The following is a 19,463-nucleotide window of genomic DNA, read 5'->3' on the forward strand; positions in this document are numbered from 1 at the left end:
TTTATCTCTCTAGTGCAACAGCACCACCAACAACAATCTCTTTAGGATTGTATTTTTTGATGATTTTTAGAAAGTTTTCAATTCTTTTTGGCTCATCTGCAACCATAGCAATAATTACATTATCTCCAACATTAACAATCTTTCCGTTATATGCTTCACATAGAGTATTTATATCTGTAATATTTTCACTTACAGGAAACTTAATTAGAGCCATCTCTTTTTCAACTAAATCAGCATGTTCATAAACTCTCAGAACTGGAACAAGCTTATGTAATTGTTTTGTGATTTGCTCTATCACTCTAACCGATCCAGAAGTAACAATAGTCAACCTTGAATATTTACTCTCAGGAATAGGGGCAACAGTTAAAGATGTTATGTTATACCCACGACCAGAAAAAAGGTCTGTTATACGAGATAAAACACTCGCCTCATTAGCAACAATAACCGATATTACTCTTCTTTCATTATCAGCCATTATTTCTCCTTTTTCTCTAGTAGCATCATATTAAACAAGCTTCCGCCTGATGGTACCATTGGCATGACATTTTCCATTCTGTGAACTATTACTTCTATAAAAGCAACAATGTTTTTATCAATCGCATCTTTAAGTGCTGCATCAAACTCTTCTTTTGTATGAACTCTATAACCAAGTCCGCCAAAAGCTTCTGAAAGCTTTACAAAGTCTGGCTGAACACTTAAATCTGTCTCACTATGTCGTTTGTCATAAAAAAGTGTTTGCCATTGGCGAACCATACCAAGAAAGTTATTATTTAAAATAATATTTATTACTGGTAATTTTTGCTCAACTGCTGTCATTAATTCTTGACAGTTCATAAGAATTGAGCCATCTCCTGTAAAGTTTATACTAACTTTATCTGGAGAAGCTGCTTTAACGCCTATCGCTGCCGGAAAACCAAAGCCCATAGTTCCAAGTCCGCCAGAACTTATAAACTGACGAGGACGAGAAAATGGATAAAATTGACTTGTCCACATCTGATGCTGTCCAACATCTGTTGTAATATTTGCATCACCACCTAAAAGTTCTCCAACACGCTCTATGACCCACTGAGGCTTAATACGCTCACTATCTTCATGATAAGTTAATGGATGCAGTTGTGCAAAATTCTCAACTGTTTCTCTCCAAGGCTCATACTTTTTTGAGTTTATTTTAGAAATTAAAGCTAACATGTCAAGAACAACATTTTTAACATCACCAACTATCGGATAATCTGCATTAATTAACTTGGATATAGATGCTGGGTCTATATCTACATGAATTACCCCAGCATTTTTAGCAAATTCTGATAATTTACCAGTTACACGGTCATCGAACCTTGCACCAAGAGCAATAACTAAATCTGTTTCACTCATCGCCATATTTGAAGCATACGAACCATGCATTCCTAACATTCCAACAAGCAAACTATCATCGTAACTTAAAACACCCCTAGCCATAAATGTTTCAACAGCAGGAATACCAGTTTTATGAACTAAATCTCTAACTTCATAAGCTGCATTTGCATTTATGATACCACCACCAAGATAAAAAAGAGGTCGCTTAGCATTTGCTATAGCATCTATAGCTTTTTTAATCTGACGCGGATTGCCTTTTGTGTGAGGCTTATAAGTTTCAAGATTAATATCAATAGAATAATCAAACTCTGCAATTTGAGCAGTAACATCTTTTGGGATATCAACATGTACAGGACCTGGCCTACCAGTTGCTGCGATGTGAAAAGCCTCTTTTAAAACTCTTGGTAAATCTTTAGCATCTGTCACGAGATAATTATGTTTTGTACATGAACGACTAATTCCAACAGCATCTATCTCTTGAAAAGCATCTGTTCCAATTAAACTCATTGGGACTTGTCCACTTATTACAACTAAAGGAATAGAATCCATATAAGCATCTGCTAAACCCGTAACAGCATTAGTAAAACCTGGTCCACTAGTAATAAGAGCAACACCGACTTTACCACTTGCCTTTGAGTAGCCTTCCGCTGCGTGAACAGCTGCTTGCTCGTGTCTTGTCAAAATATGTTTAAAGTTATCTTGTTTGTAAATCTCATCATAGACATTCATAATAGCTCCACCAGGGTAACCAAAAATGGTATCAACACCCTCTGCAACTAAAGCTTCAATGACCATCTGTGCGCCACTTATTTGCATAAAAGTCTCCTATATTAAAAATTCGTTTATTATATAAAAAAAGAGCTATATTTGAGGTTAAAAGTAGTTGAAAAATTTATGCTTAAAGCTAGTCTAAGATGGACTTAACAATCATAGAGGTTCTCCACATACTGATAGAGCCCTTGGTTTGGAGACTTAAGTTAAGTTTTGAGCTTTTATACTCTCTTTTAAAAATAATAAAAAAGTTTTCAATTTGCTCTTGTAATCCGAAATATAATATATAATTTTTAATGCCATTTTCTATAATTAACTTGTTTTTTCTCTCTTTAACCGCTTTTTCCAATTGTGCCATATAGCACCAACCATAGATATTTGCTAAAGGTATATTTTTAGAACTTATTTTCATATATTTTTTAAAAATCATGTTTATTTCTAAAATATTTCCATCAACAACATATTCATTCGCACAAGCTACATCAACATTCCAATCTTCTTGAAGGCGTAATCCATCTTGGGTTTTTTGAAGTTCCTCATTCTCAGACAGATAATTATATGCAGATGCTATATCTTCCTCTTCTAATGCATTAAAGAATTTTTGTTTTTCTTCAATTTCTTTCATAAGTTGTTTAACTTCAACAGAAAAATCACTGAAATCTAACAATATTCTAAGAATTTTTAAAGCAGCATGAGTTTCACCTTGCTCTAATAATTTATGACTTTTTATATACATAAAGTCTGCAAAATTAATAAGATTATCATACTCAACTAGTTCTTTTAAAAAAGGATGTTGCTTAACAAGCTCAAAAGAAACTTTATAGTCCTTTTGTCCAACAGCAATTCTAAACCTCTTTTGAACTTCACTCTTATTTAAAAGTTCTTGTATCAACTTTGTTTTCTGTGCTGTTCCTCTGTATGGAGCAAGTATTTCTTTGGCAGTGTCAGCACCTTTAGGTTGTATTACACATTTTTGAGCCAAATTAAATGCTTTTTTCCAACCAGCTTCTAAGCCCCTATAAACTTTAGAATCCTTATACATTGGATGTTTTGTAATCATTGAATAAGCAAGAGCTAGTTTACCATTTTCAACTAAATATGCAAACTTGTCAAATTCTTCATATTCAATTATTACTTTTTGCATTATTGCATTTTTTGATGGAATGTTTTTAAATTGTCTAAAAAGGTTCAGTGCTCCTTGCTTATCTCCAGTTTCAAGTGCTTGTTTAGCTTTTTTAAGTGTTGTATCCCATAAGTTCATTACCAAATGATATATCTTTGTATATGCTAAAAGTGGGTTTTGTTCAACATAACGCTGTATTTCTTCATACTTTTTATGTTGAAGTAACTCTCTTATATATATTTCTCCCTCATATATCGAGTAAAATAACAAGTCCCCTTCTTCCGTTCCAACTATCAACTCATCTCTTGTTTTATCAAACTCTAATGCTGTTATAGTTGACTTTAACTTTATATATTTTTTAGCTAATATTTTATAGCTTTCAAGTTCATAAACCAATACATAACCAAGTTGCGTAGCTAAAAATAAAAACTCATCATTTGCACTGCTTGTAATGTGAAGCACATCATCATGAATACCTTTCAGCCTTGTTATCACCTTACCTTTAAGATAATCCCAAATAATCCCATTATTACTATTATCTACACTAAAAAGCCTGTGTTCGCTTAAAAAGTAAACTTTCATAACAGGATTATTATGTCCTTTTAGTCTATGTTTTCTTGACATCATTGTCATGTTAAAAATATGAATTTTTTTATCATAAGAAGCAGTTGCTACCCATTGAGAATTATCACTAAATACAATATCATTTACTGTATCTACATGAATAGGAAGATTAAAAGCAATTTTTTTAGTTTTTAAATCTAATGCATGAGATTTTCCATCATCACCTCCACTAAACATATACTTACCTTTAGGGTCAATAGACACGCATGTAGCTTCACCCTGATGTCTATCAATTTTTGCAATCATTTTTTTTGTTTTAGCATCATAAAGTCTAGCTTCACTACATGTTGCATTTAAAATACCAAATAATGAAGCATCACTGCTAAAGTCTATAACACTATTCTTATATCTAAGATGCGTAATATTTAACTTAAAACCACTTTTAGTTTTTAATGTTTTAATGTCTAAAAATTTTACTACACTTTTTGCATTTACAACCAAAAGAGTTCCATCTGCAAGAATCTTTATCTTTACTAATGCTTCTTCAAATTTTTTTTCTTTTATGGTTTTCATAATTTTTAATCTCTTAGATATCCCTCTTCTTTTAAAATATATCTAATTTTTTCTTGATGTTCTTCGCCTTTAGTTTCCATATGAACAGTAACATTGGCATCTCCATAATCAAGAGAAACTTCTGTTCTATCATAAGCTATATGAACTATATTTGCATTAAGTTCTTCAAGTATCTCGGTAAACCTCATTAAAGAACCAGGTTTATCTATGAGAGTCACAGTTATTTTCATTTTTCTGCCAGACTTTAAAAGACCTTTTTCAATTATGACAGAGAGAAGAGTTACATCCATGTTCCCGCCACTAAGAACGAGAGCTACTTTTTTACCCTTTAAATGTGAAAGTTTATTGTGCAAGATTGTTGCAACTGAAGCTGCCCCTGCTCCTTCAACTACAAGTTTTTGTTTTTCTAGTAAAAAGAGGATTGCACTTGCTATCTCTTCATCATCAACACTAACAAACTTATCTACATTTTTAAGTGCATATTGAAGTGTTATGTTTGAAGTATCACGAACTGCTATACCATCTGCTATTGTTCTTACACTCGTACTATCAATAGGTTCTTTCAGTTCATAAGAATTTTTAAATGCTGGAGCACCTAAAGCACTAACACCTATTACTTCTATATTTGGATTTATACTTTTAAAAACAGTTGCCATTCCGGCTATAAGTCCACCACCACCAACAGGAATAACCACAGCATCTAAAGACTTACAATCATCTAAAATATCTAAAGCTAAAGTACCCTGTCCACTAATCACTTCTTCATCTTCAAATGGATGAACAAATGTAAGAGAATTTTCATCTCCATACTCTAAGGCATAAGCATAAGCTTCATCATAATTTGCGCCAGCTAAAATAACCTCTGCACCATAATGCTTTACGCCATTTACTTTTGTTAATGGTGTTGACTCTGGCATAACTATAACGGCTCTTATATTAAACTTTGAGGCAGAAAGAGCTACTCCTTGAGCATGATTTCCTGCACTAGCCGCCACAACTCCACACGCTCTTTGTTCATCGCTTAAAGATGCTATTTTATTATAAGCACCTCTAATTTTAAAAGCACCAGTCACCTGTAAATTCTCTTGTTTTATAAAAACTTCACAAGAAGAAATTTCACTCAAATGCGTAGCATATGAAAGAGGAGTTTTTACGACAATATTTTTTATACGCTCACGCGCTTCATAAACTTTTTCTATACTTAACAATTTTTTACTAACCTACCATCTCTCTATGTTCTACCATCGTACACATATTTTGCACAACCTTCATTCCAGCTTCTTTTGCTTTTTGAGCAGCCACATTATTTACAATCTCTTTTTGAGCCCAAAACACTTTAATATCACCTCTTTGGATACAAGCATCTGCAACAGCATCTAAGGCATTTGGTTTTCTAAATATATCTACCATATCAACATTAAAAGGTATTTCTTTAAGTGAATGATAAACTTTTTCACCTAAAATAGTTTCACCTTTTGGGTAGATTGGAACTATTTTAAAGCCTTGTTCTTGTAGATACTTAGCAACTTTATGACTTGCCTTTGACTCATCAGGAGAAAGACCTAAAATAGCAATAGTTTTAGTTGTATTAAAAATTTCTTTTATTTCTTGTTTGTTTGAATTTACTGAGGGGAATTCACACTCCATTCTAGTTATCCTTATAAAAATTATTTATTTATTTATTATATCTAATATTTTTTCTTTTCTCTTATCATTTTTGGTAGTTGAGAAATAGACTAATCAACTTTCACTTTACTTAAGGCAACTACTGCTGCTACTACCACATCTGGATGAAACTGTATAGCACTTAGACTTTCAAGTTCTTTTAAAGCAACTTTTATACTCTTTTTCTCTTTATATACTCTATTTGTTGTCATTGCATCAAAGGCATCTGCAACAATCATAATCTGACTTAGAGGTTTAATCTCATTACCTTTTAGACCTCTAGGATAGCCACTTCCATCATATCTTTCATGGTGTTCTCTCATTACATCAGACAATACTTTATATTGATCAATCTGATATAACATTTCATAGCCAGAGTCTAGATGCTTTTTAATTAACTCATATTCAAAATCATCAAATTGAGATTGTTTTAACAAAACGCTATCTGATGTTGATATTTTACCTATATCATGAAGCCATGCTGCATTTTTTATTAACTCTATATCTTTTTTATTATATTTCATTTCTTTAGCAATAAGAACGCAGTATTTTGAAACTCTTTTGCTATGCCCAGCTGCATAAGAGTCTCTTGATTCAATCATATCAATCATTGAGTGAATCATCTGTTCTTGATTTTTAATTTTCTCTTCTTTTAATACATTTATTGTATTTTGATGAGTTTTATCTTTAAAAATAACTACTGAACCAACTATGTTATTATCGGCATATAGTGGTGTCACTAGCATTGAAACATGTAGAAATAAACCATCTTTTTTTACTAAAACTTCATTTTCATTACTGTAAATTTCACCATCATTCATACATTTATAGACACTACAATCATGAAATAACAATGGTTTATTTTCACTGTTTTTATAGTGTATGTAGTCATGAATTTTAACATTTAAAAGTTCTTTAGAGTCAAAACCTAAAAGTTTTAGTGCTTCATTATTTATAAAGCTCGTTTTTCCATCTATTGTTAAAGTATAGATGCCATCGCCTATACTTTGTGCTATATCATAAAAGTTTTTCTCACTTTGTTGTAATTGATTTTTTTGTTCAAATATCTTTAAATAAAGTGTTATTTTATTTAAAAGTTGATTATCATCTATTGGTTTTGTAAGATAGTCTACTGCTCCTAATTCAAAACCTTGAGCTATAAAATCATCACTTTTAAAAACAGCCGTTACAAAGATAATGGGTATATCTTTAGTCTTCTTATTTGACTTAATTAACTTTGCTAATTCAAATCCATTTATATCTGGCATCTGAACATCACATATTATAAGGTCAATATGTTGAGTAAGCAGTATATCAAGTGCTTCCTTCGCACCAACTGCTTCAATTGGAACAATATTTCCAACTGTACTCAAAAGAGCATTAAGAGTAAAAAGGTTATTTTTATTGTCATCTATAGATAAAATTTTATATTTAAATATCTCTACTGTTGGCATACCCTATTTCGTCCTTTTTCTTTTGCTTCGTACAGCGCAGTGTCTGCTCTACCAATCATTTCTTCAAGTGTATCATCTTCTTTATGCTCAGTTATACCAAAACTACAAGTAATGCTCTTAACCTCTTCAAACACCTCTAGTTCAATATGTTTTCTCAAACTATTGGCGATTTCAATACCTTTTTCAAGTCCAACATCTAAAGCTAAAACAAACTCTTCTCCACCCCATCTAGCAAAGATGTCATTTGAGCGAATATGTTTGTGAATAAGTGCAGATAACCGCTGCAAAACTTTATCTCCAACTAAGTGTCCATAGTTATCATTTACATTTTTAAAAAAATCTATATCTAACAAAATAAATATAAATGGTCTTTTATATTTCTTTGAATCTAACATTTTTGCATCAATTAGTTTATGAAACATATTTCTATTATATATTTTAGTTAGTGCATCGTAGTTTGCTTCATGCTTATACTCTAGTGAAATTTTTGTAAGTTGCGTAATATCTGTCAATGTAACTATATATTTATCAGTAAAAACATTTGCTTTTAAATTAAATATATACTCAACTTCATTTTGAAGAATTTTAACCACAACATCTTCGTTCACAGATAGTTTCATAACTTCATATATCCACATAGATGGGATTTTTAAAAGAGCTAAACTAAAGTATCCATTTTCTTCAATAAAGCTAAAGGAAATACATTTGTGGGTATCTATAAAAGATTCTATAGAATCCATATCGTAAAAATCAAGAAGTGCGCTATTTACGCTTGTTGCTTTCTTTCCATCCGTAACCACTATGATATTTTCTTGAAAATCTAAAATTCCCTGAGCATAATTTTTTTCTTTTTTAAGTTCAACTTCTTTATTTTTTAATTCTAAATGAAAAGATATACGCGATAGAAGTTCTATATGATTAAAAGGCTTATTAATATAATCCACACCACCCAATTTATAACATTCTTCTATGGTCTCATCATCTTTTTTAGCTGTTACAAAAATAATAGGTATCTCTTTTGTTCTTTTATTTGACCTTATCATTTTTGCGGCACTAAAACCATCTATTTCTGGCATCATAATATCAAGTAAAATCAAATCAACTCTTTGTCTTAGAAGTATGTCTAACCCTTCATGTGCTGAGTTGCAAAGAATTAATTCATAATTATTACTTGCCACAGTATCTATAACACTTTTTATTGTAAAAAGATTTTCCTCTGTATCATCAATACATAATATAGTTTTTTTCATTACGCCACTTTCCTAAATATTTTGTTATTAACTTCACATACTGCACATACTTCAAATTTATCTGCATATTTTTGTATGATACTCTCACTTTCACCCAAAATCAAATACCCTCCAAACTTTAAAGATTCATAAAACAATGCAAAAACTCTGTTTTGTAATTTCTGCTCAAAGTATATTATGACATTTTTACAAACTATCATATCAAACTCATTAAAAGAACTGTCTTCAACAAGATTATGTTGGAAAAAATGTATTTTTTCTTTAATTTTATTATTTACAGATACAAAGTTATTATTTTGAACTAGATAATTATTTAAAATTATCTCTATGTTAAACTTAGCTAAATTACTTAAAGCCAAGTAGTATGACTCTTTTGAATAAAGAGCATTTTTAGCTTCTTGCAATACAACATCATTAAAATCTGTTGCGTAGATGATTGTTTTATCTAAGAGCTTTAAATAATCAAGCAAAATAGCAACAGAGAAAGCCTCCTCTCCACTACTACACCCTGCACTCCAGACCTTTAAACTATGATGTCCTTTGGCATAAACTTGTAAAATTTCGGCAACCTGTTTAAAAGAATTGGTATTTCTAAAAAATTCTGTAACATTAATAGATATATCTAAAAAAAAAGCTTTAAAAGCACTTTTATTAAATATAATCATACTTATAGCATCTTTAATATTTCTAAGACTATTTTTTGTCATAAATACACTTAATCTACGACTTATCATATCAACATGGTAAAGTTTAAAATTGTAATCATATTTTTTTTCTATCATATCTACAAGATACTCAACCCAGGCTTCTTTTGTCGTAATATTATCTACAATATTTATATAAATTACGATATCTTTAATAGAAAAAACATAATCATGTGCATTTACAGCTAAAGCATTTTTAACCATTGATTTGGCTTTACACTCTTCTACTTTTTGTATTATTAAAACTGAGTTATTACTTTTTAAATATCTAAGTTTATCTACTCCATCACTGGCAAAACCACACTCTTGTATGACAAGCAGTTTATCTTTATAGTATGAAGAAAAGGATTCATAACTAAGAGAAACAGATGGTTTAGCAAAGTTATACTTCTCACTATCACAAAGAGAAAAATGTCCATCTATAACTTTTAAATGCTTATTATTTGGAGCCAAATAGATTGAGGCTTTTTTTATTTTTTCTCCATCTTTGGCATAACTTACTTTGTATTTTGTATGTTTGTTAAGTATTTCATCAAAAAAATCAAGTTTATTTGGCTTTGTATGTTGAACAACTACAAGAGTTGAATTATCAAGTTTTACATTTTTGACTATTTCTAAAATCTTCGAAGAGGAATCAGTACTTCCTCCTATCAAAATAACCTCAATATTTTCAAGGTTTACAACATCTAACTTTATAAGAGACTCAAAAGTAGTTTTAAATCCAAGCTTATAAAAATATTTATTTAGTTTATATTGATGCGTAGTAATTGTAATTTTTTTTAAATTTTCAAATATCTCTCTATATAGTATATTTAGTATTTCTATATCTACTGCATATATATAAGTAAACTCCAAATGCCATGAAAAATAATTTTTAGAGAAAACTAAAGATAATTGCTTTGTATCAGAACTAGTTAATGGAGCTTCTAGTACGACATGACAATTTTCTTTATTGTTAAATAATTTAATCATACTACTTTATCCACGCTCTTATCATAGATACTAAAGCACTATGGTTTAATGGTTTTGCTAAATAGTCATCTGCTCCAGCATCTAAACATTTATTTCTATCTTCAGGCATGGTTTTTGCAGTAATTGCTATGATTGGAATATGCTTAAATTTACCATCAGCTTTTATATTTTTTATAGCTGATAAACCATCCATGATTGGCATCATAATATCCATTAAAATCATGTCTATCTTCTCTTCTTCCACTAATATTTCTATAGCTTCTTTCCCATTAAAAGCACTAAAAACTTCTGCGTTCATACTCTCTAATGTCGATGTAAGAGTAAATATATTTCTGCTATCATCATCCACTATCAGTATATTTTTACCACTAAATTCATTTTCACAGTACTCATCATTATCATTATCTATAATAGATAAACTTTCCACTTCTGCAACTCTAAGAACTTCTTTTTTTTCTGATGTTTTAACTTTGATCTGAGTGTCTTTTTTAATAGGTAAAGAGAGTATAAATGAAGAACCTTCACCAAGTCGGCTAATAACAGAAATATCTCCTTTTAAAATATCCATAATATTTTTACTTATAGAAAGACCAAGTCCTGTTCCACCAAACTCTCTACTTATACTTCCATCAACTTGCTTAAATGCTTCAAATATAGTTTCTAATTTATCTTCTGGTATTCCTATTCCACTATCTTTAACAACTACATTTAAGATATCATCTTTTATATATATATTTATACTTACGATGCCTTTTTTTGTAAACTTAAAAGCATTACTTAACAAGTTTTTCATGACTTGGGAAAGCTTTGTTATGTCAGTTAAAAATGTGGAATTAAAGTTATCATTTATTATAAAATCAAGTTTTTTTTCTTTTGCTAAAGCACCGAAAAGTCCTTGCATATCACTTAATAAATCACTTGTTTGTAGCTTCTCATAAATTAATTCCATCTTCCCTGATTCTATCTTAGTTAAATCTAGTATATCATTTATAAGAAGCAGTAAGTCATTTCCTGCTTTATGAATAACTACTGATTTTTTGATGTCTTTATCATCAAGAGTATCATTCTGATTTTGTGTCAAAAGTTTAGAAAGTAGTATTATAGAGTTTAAAGGTGTCCTTAATTCATGACTCATATTTGCTAAAAATTCACTTTTATATTTTGAAGCTTTTTCTAAATCTTGTGCTCTTTGGTCAATCTCAGCTTTTGCTTCTGCTAAAGTATCGTTTTTAAATTTCAATTCTTTAGACTGAATAGTAAGTTGTTGTTGTTGTTGTTCCATCTGAACATTTGATTCTTGAAGCTCTTCACTTTGAGTTTGTAACTCTTCAAAAGCTTTTTGTGATTTTTCAAAGAGAGATTTTATCTTTTCATTTTGAGCAGCTGAAAATATAGTTGTTGCAAAAATAGAAGCAGCTTTTGAAAGATAGTTTTTATGAATATTATTAAAACCTTCAAAACTCATCATTTGAGCAACACCAAAAAGTTTACCATCACGCAAAAGTGGAAAAGTATAAACTTCTTTTGGTTTTGAAAGAATCAGTCCACTATGTATGTCAAAATCTCCATCTTTAATATTTGTAAGCGAAATAGGCTTTTGTTCTAATCCAACTTGTCCAACTACTCCTTCTCCTAGTTTATACTTTTTTGAAAGAGATTCTGAAGTATGTGCAAAAGAAGCTACAAGGCTCAAAAGCTTTACTTCATTATCAAAAGTATATAAAACACCACTAATAGCTCCAACATATCGACAAGCCATAGTAATAGCCTTTTTTGATAATTCCAAGGTGTCACTTATCCCTGCTAACTTGTCACTAAAATCCCCAATACCTTCACTGAAATAAATTTCATTTTTATTTTTTACACTTGAATTGCTAAGCATATTAGTCATCTTAACAATCGCTGTCCCCAGTTCATCATTTTTTGATTTTATTTCTATTGACGAACTAAAATCTTCAACAGAGATTGCATTTGCCTGTTTTAAAATAGTTTTCAAATACTTAATCATTCTTAAAATTGCACGACCTAACCTATCGTCAGCACTTTTAGCTTTATATTTGACATCTATATTTCCAAGAGCAATAGACTCTGTAAGTTCAGTTATCTTTTTAAGGTACTCAACCATATCAATAAGCGCCAAACCTAGTTTATCTTCTGAATTATTCGCTATTACTTTTACATCGTAATTTCCAAGAGAAAGACTTTGAGAAAGAGAAGTTATCTCTTTTAATCTTAAAGTCATTCTTGAGATAGCAAGACCAAGTTCATCATTTTTACCTAAAAGTTTTATATCTTTCGTAAAGTTTCCATCTGCTACTGCATTTGCCTGTTTTATAGTAGTCTCTATTGCATCTACGAGTTTTGAAGTTGATTTTACTATCTCTCCAATTTCATCATTTGAATCATACTTTATATGCTCTCTTTGTATCTCTCCATCTGATAGTGCTTTTAACTGAGCTGTAACTTTTGTAAGTGGAGTTGTAATTTTTAAAACAAATATGCGAATTATTAGAATACCTACAAAAAGAACAAAAACAAAAAGAAGCATAAATATTAGTTTAAAATCATTAAGTTTTAAAAGTGCAACTGACTCCTCGGTGCTAGAGACTAAATACCAATAATTTTCACTAAATAAATTAAGAGGGTAGATTTTATCAAATGAATATATTTTCCCATTTTTTGTAAAAGAACCATTTTCTGCATTTTTGAAGTTCTTTGCAATATCAAAGTTATCTTTAAAAAAAGTTTCACCATTTTTCAACTGTCTATTCCATCTTTTAGATTTATCTTTATGGTATAAATAGTTAGAATCTTTATCTATTAAGAAATAAGAAATTCCATTTTCAACATCTTTTGTACTTTGTTCCTCTAAGATATCTAAAATATTTTTCGCATAAAAACTAATTATAAAAATAGCAACCATTTTATTATTTTTATTTACAATAGGAGTAGCATACCGAAGAACAGGTGTATATGGTTTTTGTATTACACCATCTTGTATATTCAGATTCATATCTGAAACATAAAACTCACCTTTTTTAAATTTTTTTGTTTTTTCTACATAATCTCTGCTACTTTTATTTTCTAACTTTGCATCTGCAAATAACACTGTACGATTTATTTCTTTATTGTACTCTACCTTTATTATTTCTTGTCCATCTAAAGCTATAACTCTTGCCTTAAAGTATGTTTTTTGCGTTTGCAAAAAATCAACTAAAGCATCTGAAAACACCTGCTTCCATACCTTAGTTTTTTTATCTTCTCCCATAGAATTCCAAATAAGGAATTTCTTTAGCGCATAAAAATTAGCTTTATAAAGTACATCTTTTGGTACGCGTTCTAACTCTTTTTTTATCGCTATATTTAATAGTTTTACACTATGTTGTGAAATCCTATAAGCTGCATCTAGGTAAGCGTCCGAGGTACTCTTCATACCATACCAACCAATTAAACCAATAGAGAGCATGACAGTAGTGACAAATACTAAAAAGATCTTGTTGTAAAGTGAAATATTTTTCATTATTATCTTCTATCCAAAGTTTTTATAAGTAAGAGTTTTCTCAAGTTCCATCCCATCAATTGCTCAATATCAGCTGGAACTTTTTTAGAATACGATAAGGCAGGAGGAGTAACACTTGAGATTAAACCGATATACGCTTTTATAGGCTGAATCTCAGCTATAATCATTCCTGTTATTGTATAAACATCACTTGAACTTGAATCCTTTTTAAAAGCTCTAAAATCAATAATTTTTATACCAACACTTCGTTGAAGTTTTTGAAGTTTTTCTAAAATCTTCATAGATACCACAATAGAATCCGTATGTTTAGTTTTTTCAAGTCTAACTGTTGGAATAGTTTCATCTTTAATATTTAAATGCGCTAAAATAATAGTCAAATCATCATAAATTCTCATAGTTTCAGCAAAAATATAAGATGGAGATAATTCAAAACGATTTAACTCATCAAAAGCCGCACTTATCTGTGAGAAACTATTGTAAACATCAAGCATATTTTTGTGTGTATATGATTTTAACTTGAAATCTGGAACTTCTATAAACATTCTAACTTCAAAAATTTTAATCTCTGTTAATACTCTCTGTGTTTGACCATATACCACATCAGGATTCAACTGCTCAACAGGTTCCATACCAACAGGCTCTATACGAGAAAGATTATTTAAAGTTCTTAGTATATTTATCTTTACAAGTATCTCATAAGATTTTTGCCAGATATTTCTAGGTCTTAGCTTAGTTGAAAATGTATTTTTCTTGAGTATGCCTTTGTGGTCATGTTTCACACCATAATGTTTTAATAAAAAATGCATATGTTCTTGAATTAGCATAGACTGAGCATAAGAATCATTTGGAGTTATTGTTTTAGCAGATAGACCAAGCATAAGAAAAAGTATAAGAACTATATATTTCATAAATATCCTTTAAATATATGGTACAAACATAATAACAAAGAATCGTTTAATTTATACTATTTTCTCTTGTCCTATACGATAAAGTGCAAAATCATACTTTAGAGGGTCTTTTTTATCAAACTTTTTAAGTGTTTTTGTCAACTCAATTGCAGATTGCAAGTCATAAGTTCTTCTCTTTAAAAGTCCTAATTTCAAGGAGACATTAAATGTGTGTGTATCAAGTGGCATTATTAAATCAGCTTTATCTATACCTTTCCATAAACCCATATCTATGTTATCTTTTCTAACCATCCAGCGAAGAAACATCATCCATCGTTTTAACGCACCTGAACCTTTTGTCTTTATACTGATTTTACCTATTAAAAAATTATAGCCTTGGGAAGTGTGCGGATATAATGAGTATATTTTTTGTATTAAAGCGTGAATACCTTCTATGACATTTTTATTTTTATTATAAGCATCTTTAAAAATATCTTCTAAAGTATCTTTCTTCTTTAGTCGTTTTAGAGCGATAAAAAGTGCTATAACATCTTTTGATTTTTGAAATCTATAATAGTGATTTTGCAGTGATTTCTCTATCTCTGCATCACTTTTTTTTAATAAAGCAAAATCAAGAGAATCTAAAAATTTAACTATTTGTTTTACATTTCCATAAGCAAACAATGCACAAACAAGGGAAATTGTAGGGTCTTTATATCTATGTGCAACTAAAATAGGATCCAAGTTACTTTCCGATACTTCATCACTTGTATTTCTTTTTTTAACTTCTAAATCAAGCCTTTGTTTTAGTAAAGATGGTATAGTTTTTTCCTTTCACTAGAACCTGCAATGTTCAGCTGTTTTCTATATTTTGCAATAGTCCTTCGAACCATTTTTACTTTAAATTTATCTTGTATAAGGTCTAAAAGTTTCATATCACTAAGTGGCTTTTCACGATTTTCTTGCTTTACTAAACCTACTAAAAACTCTTTTATTGCTGCGTTGGAGACATCTTCATCTATTGCTGTTGTGAAGAACTCTTTCATGGCGAACACACCTCTATCGCAAGCTATATATTTATTAGCAATTGCTCTTGAAATAGTAGATGGGTTATGTCCAAATTCATCTGCTAAAGTTTTTAAAGTTAATGGCATAATCTGACCACCTGTAAAAAATTCATACTGATATTCAATTATCATAAGTCCAACTTTATAAAGCGTTGCACGTCTCATATCTAGCGCATCTACTAAACTTTTTGCTTCTTTTATTTTTTGAGTTATAAACTCATGTTTTACCGCATAATTTGTATCTATATTTATAATCGGATAGTAAGCATCGTTTAGTTTTATTTCTATTGAATCCTCATCATTAAAGAAAATCATCAGATCAGGTATAACTTGAGCGGATTCTTCTTGGTACTCTATGGAAGGAGGGTTTTTAAATGTTGATAACACCCTCATTACTTCGCCAAAATACTTTTGATTTGAATAACTATGTATAACTTGCATATCTTTTATAACTTCTACGCATAAAGAGTAAGCTTCATCACTAATATCTGAACTATCTAACTGAAACAAAAATGATTCTGATAAATCTTTAGCTCCGATGCCAACTGGCTCAATATGTGCAAATCTTAAGCGTACTTTTTCAAAATCTTCAATATATATATTATTTAAAGAACAAAAATCTTTACTATTACCTTCATAATAACCGTCTTCATCTAGATTTGCGACTACAAAGTAAGCTATGTCTTGTGATAAAGGAGTAGGAAACAGTGGTTTTCCTATCTGTTCATCTAAAACTTCATAGAGTGATTTTTTCTGTATTGTTAAGGCTTCTATTTGTTCTGTTCTTGAGTTACTTATCTGTCCACTAATTACTTTTTTAGGAATTTTTTTCTCGAAATCTTCTTCATAACCAGATTCTACTTCAATAACAGGATTTGACTCAACAAAAGGAGCCATTGCTGCACCTAAATCACCTAAACTAGAGTGTAAGATGGGCAACCAATTTCGTAGAGTATTTGATAGTTTATGTTTTGTTTCTACGCCTTGTGTTTGCCTTAATGCTCCCATGATTAATTAAGCTTTTTACAGCTTAAAGTCCTCCCCTAAATAATACTTTCGAACATCTGGATTTTTTCCTATTTCATCACTTGTTCCACTGGCTAACAACTCACCTGCTTTAATAACATAAGCTCTATCACAAACAGCTAAGGTTTCACGAACATTATGGTCAGTTATTAATACACCGATATCATAAGAAACTAATTGTTTTATAACCTTTTGTATATCCATAACAGCGATTGGATCAACTCCAGCAAAAGGTTCATCTAAAAGTAAAAATTTTGGTTTATTTACTAAAGCTCTTGCTATTTCTACCCTTCTCCTTTCTCCACCACTCAGACTGATGCCTTTACGATAACGAATAGGTTCTATATTAAACATGTCAAGAAGTTCTAAAATTCTCTCTTCTTGTCTTGCTTTATCTTTTATATTTACTTGAGCAGCAACCATTAAGTTATCTTCAACCGACAAGTCTTTAAAAATAGAAGCTTCTTGAGGCAAATAACCTATACCTTTAATAGCTCTTTGATGAAGTGGCATCTTAGATAAATTTTCTCCATCAAAAAAAACTTCACCATCACTAGCCTCTACAAGTCCGCAAATCATATAAAATGTTGTTGTCTTACCAGCTCCATTTGGTCCAAGGAGTCCAACAACTTCACCACTACTTATTTCAAGGCTCATTCCTTTTACTATTTCTAAATCTTTTATTCTTTTTACTAAGTCAACTGCTTTAAGCGTGTGCATAATCTACCTTATAGTTTCTACTATTGTTTTCATTTGCATCTATTATAATTGTTAAGTTGTTTATACTAGCAGAGTTTAATATATCTACTAGTTTTTCATCACCCCACTCCACGAAATGGAGACCATCTCTATCTAATTCTTCAAGCATCCCTAAGGATATAAAATGATCCAACCCATGATTGTAAATATCATAATGAAAAACTCTATCTCCATAACATTGTTGAAGTGAAAAAGTAGGTGAAGTAACATCTTCACTAACACCTAGATGCAAAGCAAAAGCTTTTGTTAATGTTGTCTTACCAGATGCTAAGTCTCCTCGTAAAACAATCACTCCATTTTTAAACTTTTCACTAATTTCTTCCACTATTACATGAAGCTCATCTAATTTAAGTTGATAATTTATCATAATTTATTTGAAATCTCTATGATTTGTTTCAACTTTTCTTTGGCTTTTCCTGTTTTTATCATTTTTTGTGCAATTTCTAGTCCGTCTTGCATATCTCTTGCATATCCATCCACCATAAATGCTGCAGCAGCATTAATACAAACAATATCTCTTTGTGCATCTGTTGCCTGTGAGTTAAAAATATTGTGTAATATACCAGCATTAAAAGATGCATCTCCACCAACTATTGCTTTAAGAGGGACTAGTCTTATTCCGTACTCTTGTGGGTCAATTTCAAATTCGTGAACTTTCCCTTCACAAAGTCTAGACACATAAGTTATGTCACTTATACTTATCTCATCCATGCCTTCTTTTGAACTTACAACCATTGCTGAAGTAGAACCATTAATCTTTAGAGCTTCATTTATTTTTGGTACAAAAGCTTTATCAAAAACTCCCAAAAGTGATTTGTTTACACCAGCAGGATTTGTCAATGGACCAAGAATATTAAATATTGTTTTTTCACTAATAGTTTTTCTAACTGGCATTATAAATCTCATAGCAGGATGATGATTTTGTGCAAACATAAAAGTAAAACCTGACTCTTCTAATAGTTTAGCACTATTGTTTAAACACAAGTCAAGTCTAACCCCTAATTTTTCAAACATATCAGCACTTCCTGATTTTGAAGTAACAGAACGACTTCCATGTTTCGCAACACTAACTCCTGCAGATGCTACCAATACAGAGACTGTTGAAGATATATTGAAAGAACCTATTTTATCTCCACCAGTTCCAACTATATCCATTGATTTAAGACAAAGTTCTTCACTTATTGGCAAAGGAATTGAAAATTCTCTCATAACTTCAGCAGCAGCAGCAATTTCTTCAACGCATGTGTTTTTATCTAATGTTATTCCAACTAAAAAATTTCTCATTTGTACTTCTGACATCTCTTGTTTAAAAAGAGAGTTAAATTGTTTTTTTGCTTCATCATAAATCATAACAGTTCCTTTATATATTCACTTTGAAGTGATTTTGGAGTTGATTTTGTTGATGGAATCTTTAAAACTAAATATTTTTTTATTTCATTTAAATAGTTTATATTTATAATATCTCCAACTTCAATATTTTTACTTGCTTTAACTACTTTTTCATTTATAAAAACAACCTTATTAGCAATCATATCCTGTGATATAGAGCGTCTTTTTGTTATGTTTACTGAATTTAAAAATTTATCTATTCTCATTATCTTATTCTTTTTTATTGTATTGTAGAGTAATAAAACTAAAAAGAATCTAATAGTTGGAACAATTTTTGCATTAGTTAGTGGCAATTTTATTTTTTAGTAAATATTAATTTTTATGCTATACAAGAATACAACTAGTTATAAGAAGGTGTTTTATATGATATTTAGCTCAGATTTAAA

The 19,463-nt window shown here is 30.2% G+C and carries 16 protein-coding genes; all 16 read right to left on the reverse strand.

Annotated elements, in window-relative coordinates:
• Window position 1 precedes the first annotated feature (1 nt).
• Complete coding sequence (gene ilvN / locus MOV42_RS07385; RefSeq protein ID WP_416385434.1) at window positions 2-475, reverse strand: acetolactate synthase small subunit; 474 nt, start codon at window positions 473-475, stop codon at window positions 2-4.
• Window positions 475-2,169: an acetolactate synthase large subunit gene (locus MOV42_RS07390; RefSeq protein ID WP_324170553.1), complete on the reverse strand. Its 1,695-nt coding sequence runs from the start codon at window positions 2,167-2,169 to the stop codon at window positions 475-477. Before MOV42_RS07390 ends, ilvN begins: the two co-directional genes overlap by 1 nt.
• An 88-nt stretch (window positions 2,170-2,257) precedes the next feature.
• On the reverse strand, window positions 2,258-4,384 hold the full coding sequence (locus MOV42_RS07395; protein WP_324170554.1) for a hypothetical protein: 2,127 nt from the start codon (window positions 4,382-4,384) through the stop codon (window positions 2,258-2,260).
• Between the two features lie 5 nt (window positions 4,385-4,389).
• On the reverse strand, window positions 4,390-5,592 hold the full coding sequence (gene ilvA, locus MOV42_RS07400; RefSeq protein WP_324170555.1) for a threonine ammonia-lyase: 1,203 nt from the start codon (window positions 5,590-5,592) through the stop codon (window positions 4,390-4,392).
• A 7-nt stretch (window positions 5,593-5,599) separates the two neighbouring features.
• Window positions 5,600-6,031 (reverse strand): CoA-binding protein, encoded by a 432-nt coding sequence (locus tag MOV42_RS07405; RefSeq protein ID WP_324170556.1) that lies wholly within the window; start codon window positions 6,029-6,031, stop codon window positions 5,600-5,602.
• 89 nt (window positions 6,032-6,120) lie between these two features.
• The gene (locus MOV42_RS07410) at window positions 6,121-7,503 is read right to left on the reverse strand and encodes an HD domain-containing phosphohydrolase (RefSeq protein WP_324170557.1); all 1,383 of its coding nucleotides are present in this window, start codon (window positions 7,501-7,503) and stop codon (window positions 6,121-6,123) included.
• Window positions 7,491-8,753: a diguanylate cyclase gene (locus tag MOV42_RS07415; protein WP_324170558.1), complete on the reverse strand. Its 1,263-nt coding sequence runs from the start codon at window positions 8,751-8,753 to the stop codon at window positions 7,491-7,493. Before MOV42_RS07415 ends, MOV42_RS07410 begins: the two co-directional genes overlap by 13 nt.
• A complete protein-coding gene (locus tag MOV42_RS07420; protein WP_324170559.1) occupies window positions 8,753-10,429 on the reverse strand; it encodes a CheR family methyltransferase in 1,677 nt (558 codons plus the stop codon). The genes MOV42_RS07415 and MOV42_RS07420 overlap by 1 nt, the downstream gene beginning before the upstream one ends.
• 1 nt (window position 10,430) lies before the next feature.
• Window positions 10,431-13,949 (reverse strand): response regulator, encoded by a 3,519-nt coding sequence (locus MOV42_RS07425; protein WP_324170560.1) that lies wholly within the window; start codon window positions 13,947-13,949, stop codon window positions 10,431-10,433.
• Between the two features lie 2 nt (window positions 13,950-13,951).
• Window positions 13,952-14,857, reverse strand: coding sequence for a hypothetical protein (locus MOV42_RS07430; RefSeq protein WP_324170561.1), 906 nt, complete (start codon window positions 14,855-14,857; stop codon window positions 13,952-13,954).
• Window positions 14,858-14,908: 51 nt separating this feature from the next.
• Window positions 14,909-15,658 (reverse strand): TIGR02757 family protein, encoded by a 750-nt coding sequence (locus MOV42_RS07435; RefSeq protein WP_324173009.1) that lies wholly within the window; start codon window positions 15,656-15,658, stop codon window positions 14,909-14,911.
• Window positions 15,643-16,911: an RNA polymerase factor sigma-54 gene (locus tag MOV42_RS07440; RefSeq protein WP_324170562.1), complete on the reverse strand. Its 1,269-nt coding sequence runs from the start codon at window positions 16,909-16,911 to the stop codon at window positions 15,643-15,645. The genes MOV42_RS07435 and MOV42_RS07440 overlap by 16 nt, the downstream gene beginning before the upstream one ends.
• A 15-nt stretch (window positions 16,912-16,926) precedes the next feature.
• Entirely contained in the window at window positions 16,927-17,649 is a 723-nt protein-coding gene (gene lptB, locus MOV42_RS07445; RefSeq protein WP_324170563.1) for an LPS export ABC transporter ATP-binding protein, read from the reverse strand.
• Window positions 17,636-18,055 (reverse strand): tRNA (adenosine(37)-N6)-threonylcarbamoyltransferase complex ATPase subunit type 1 TsaE, encoded by a 420-nt coding sequence (gene tsaE / locus MOV42_RS07450; protein ID WP_324170564.1) that lies wholly within the window; start codon window positions 18,053-18,055, stop codon window positions 17,636-17,638. Before tsaE ends, lptB begins: the two co-directional genes overlap by 14 nt.
• The gene (gene trpD, locus MOV42_RS07455; protein WP_324170565.1) at window positions 18,052-19,038 is read right to left on the reverse strand and encodes an anthranilate phosphoribosyltransferase; all 987 of its coding nucleotides are present in this window, start codon (window positions 19,036-19,038) and stop codon (window positions 18,052-18,054) included. The genes tsaE and trpD overlap by 4 nt, the downstream gene beginning before the upstream one ends.
• Window positions 19,035-19,283, reverse strand: coding sequence for a S4 domain-containing protein (locus MOV42_RS07460; protein WP_324173010.1), 249 nt, complete (start codon window positions 19,281-19,283; stop codon window positions 19,035-19,037). The genes trpD and MOV42_RS07460 overlap by 4 nt, the downstream gene beginning before the upstream one ends.
• Window positions 19,284-19,463 lie beyond the last annotated feature (180 nt).

Source organism: Sulfurimonas sp. (genome assembly GCF_029027405.1).
Lineage (GTDB): Bacteria > Campylobacterota > Campylobacteria > Campylobacterales > Sulfurimonadaceae > Sulfurimonas.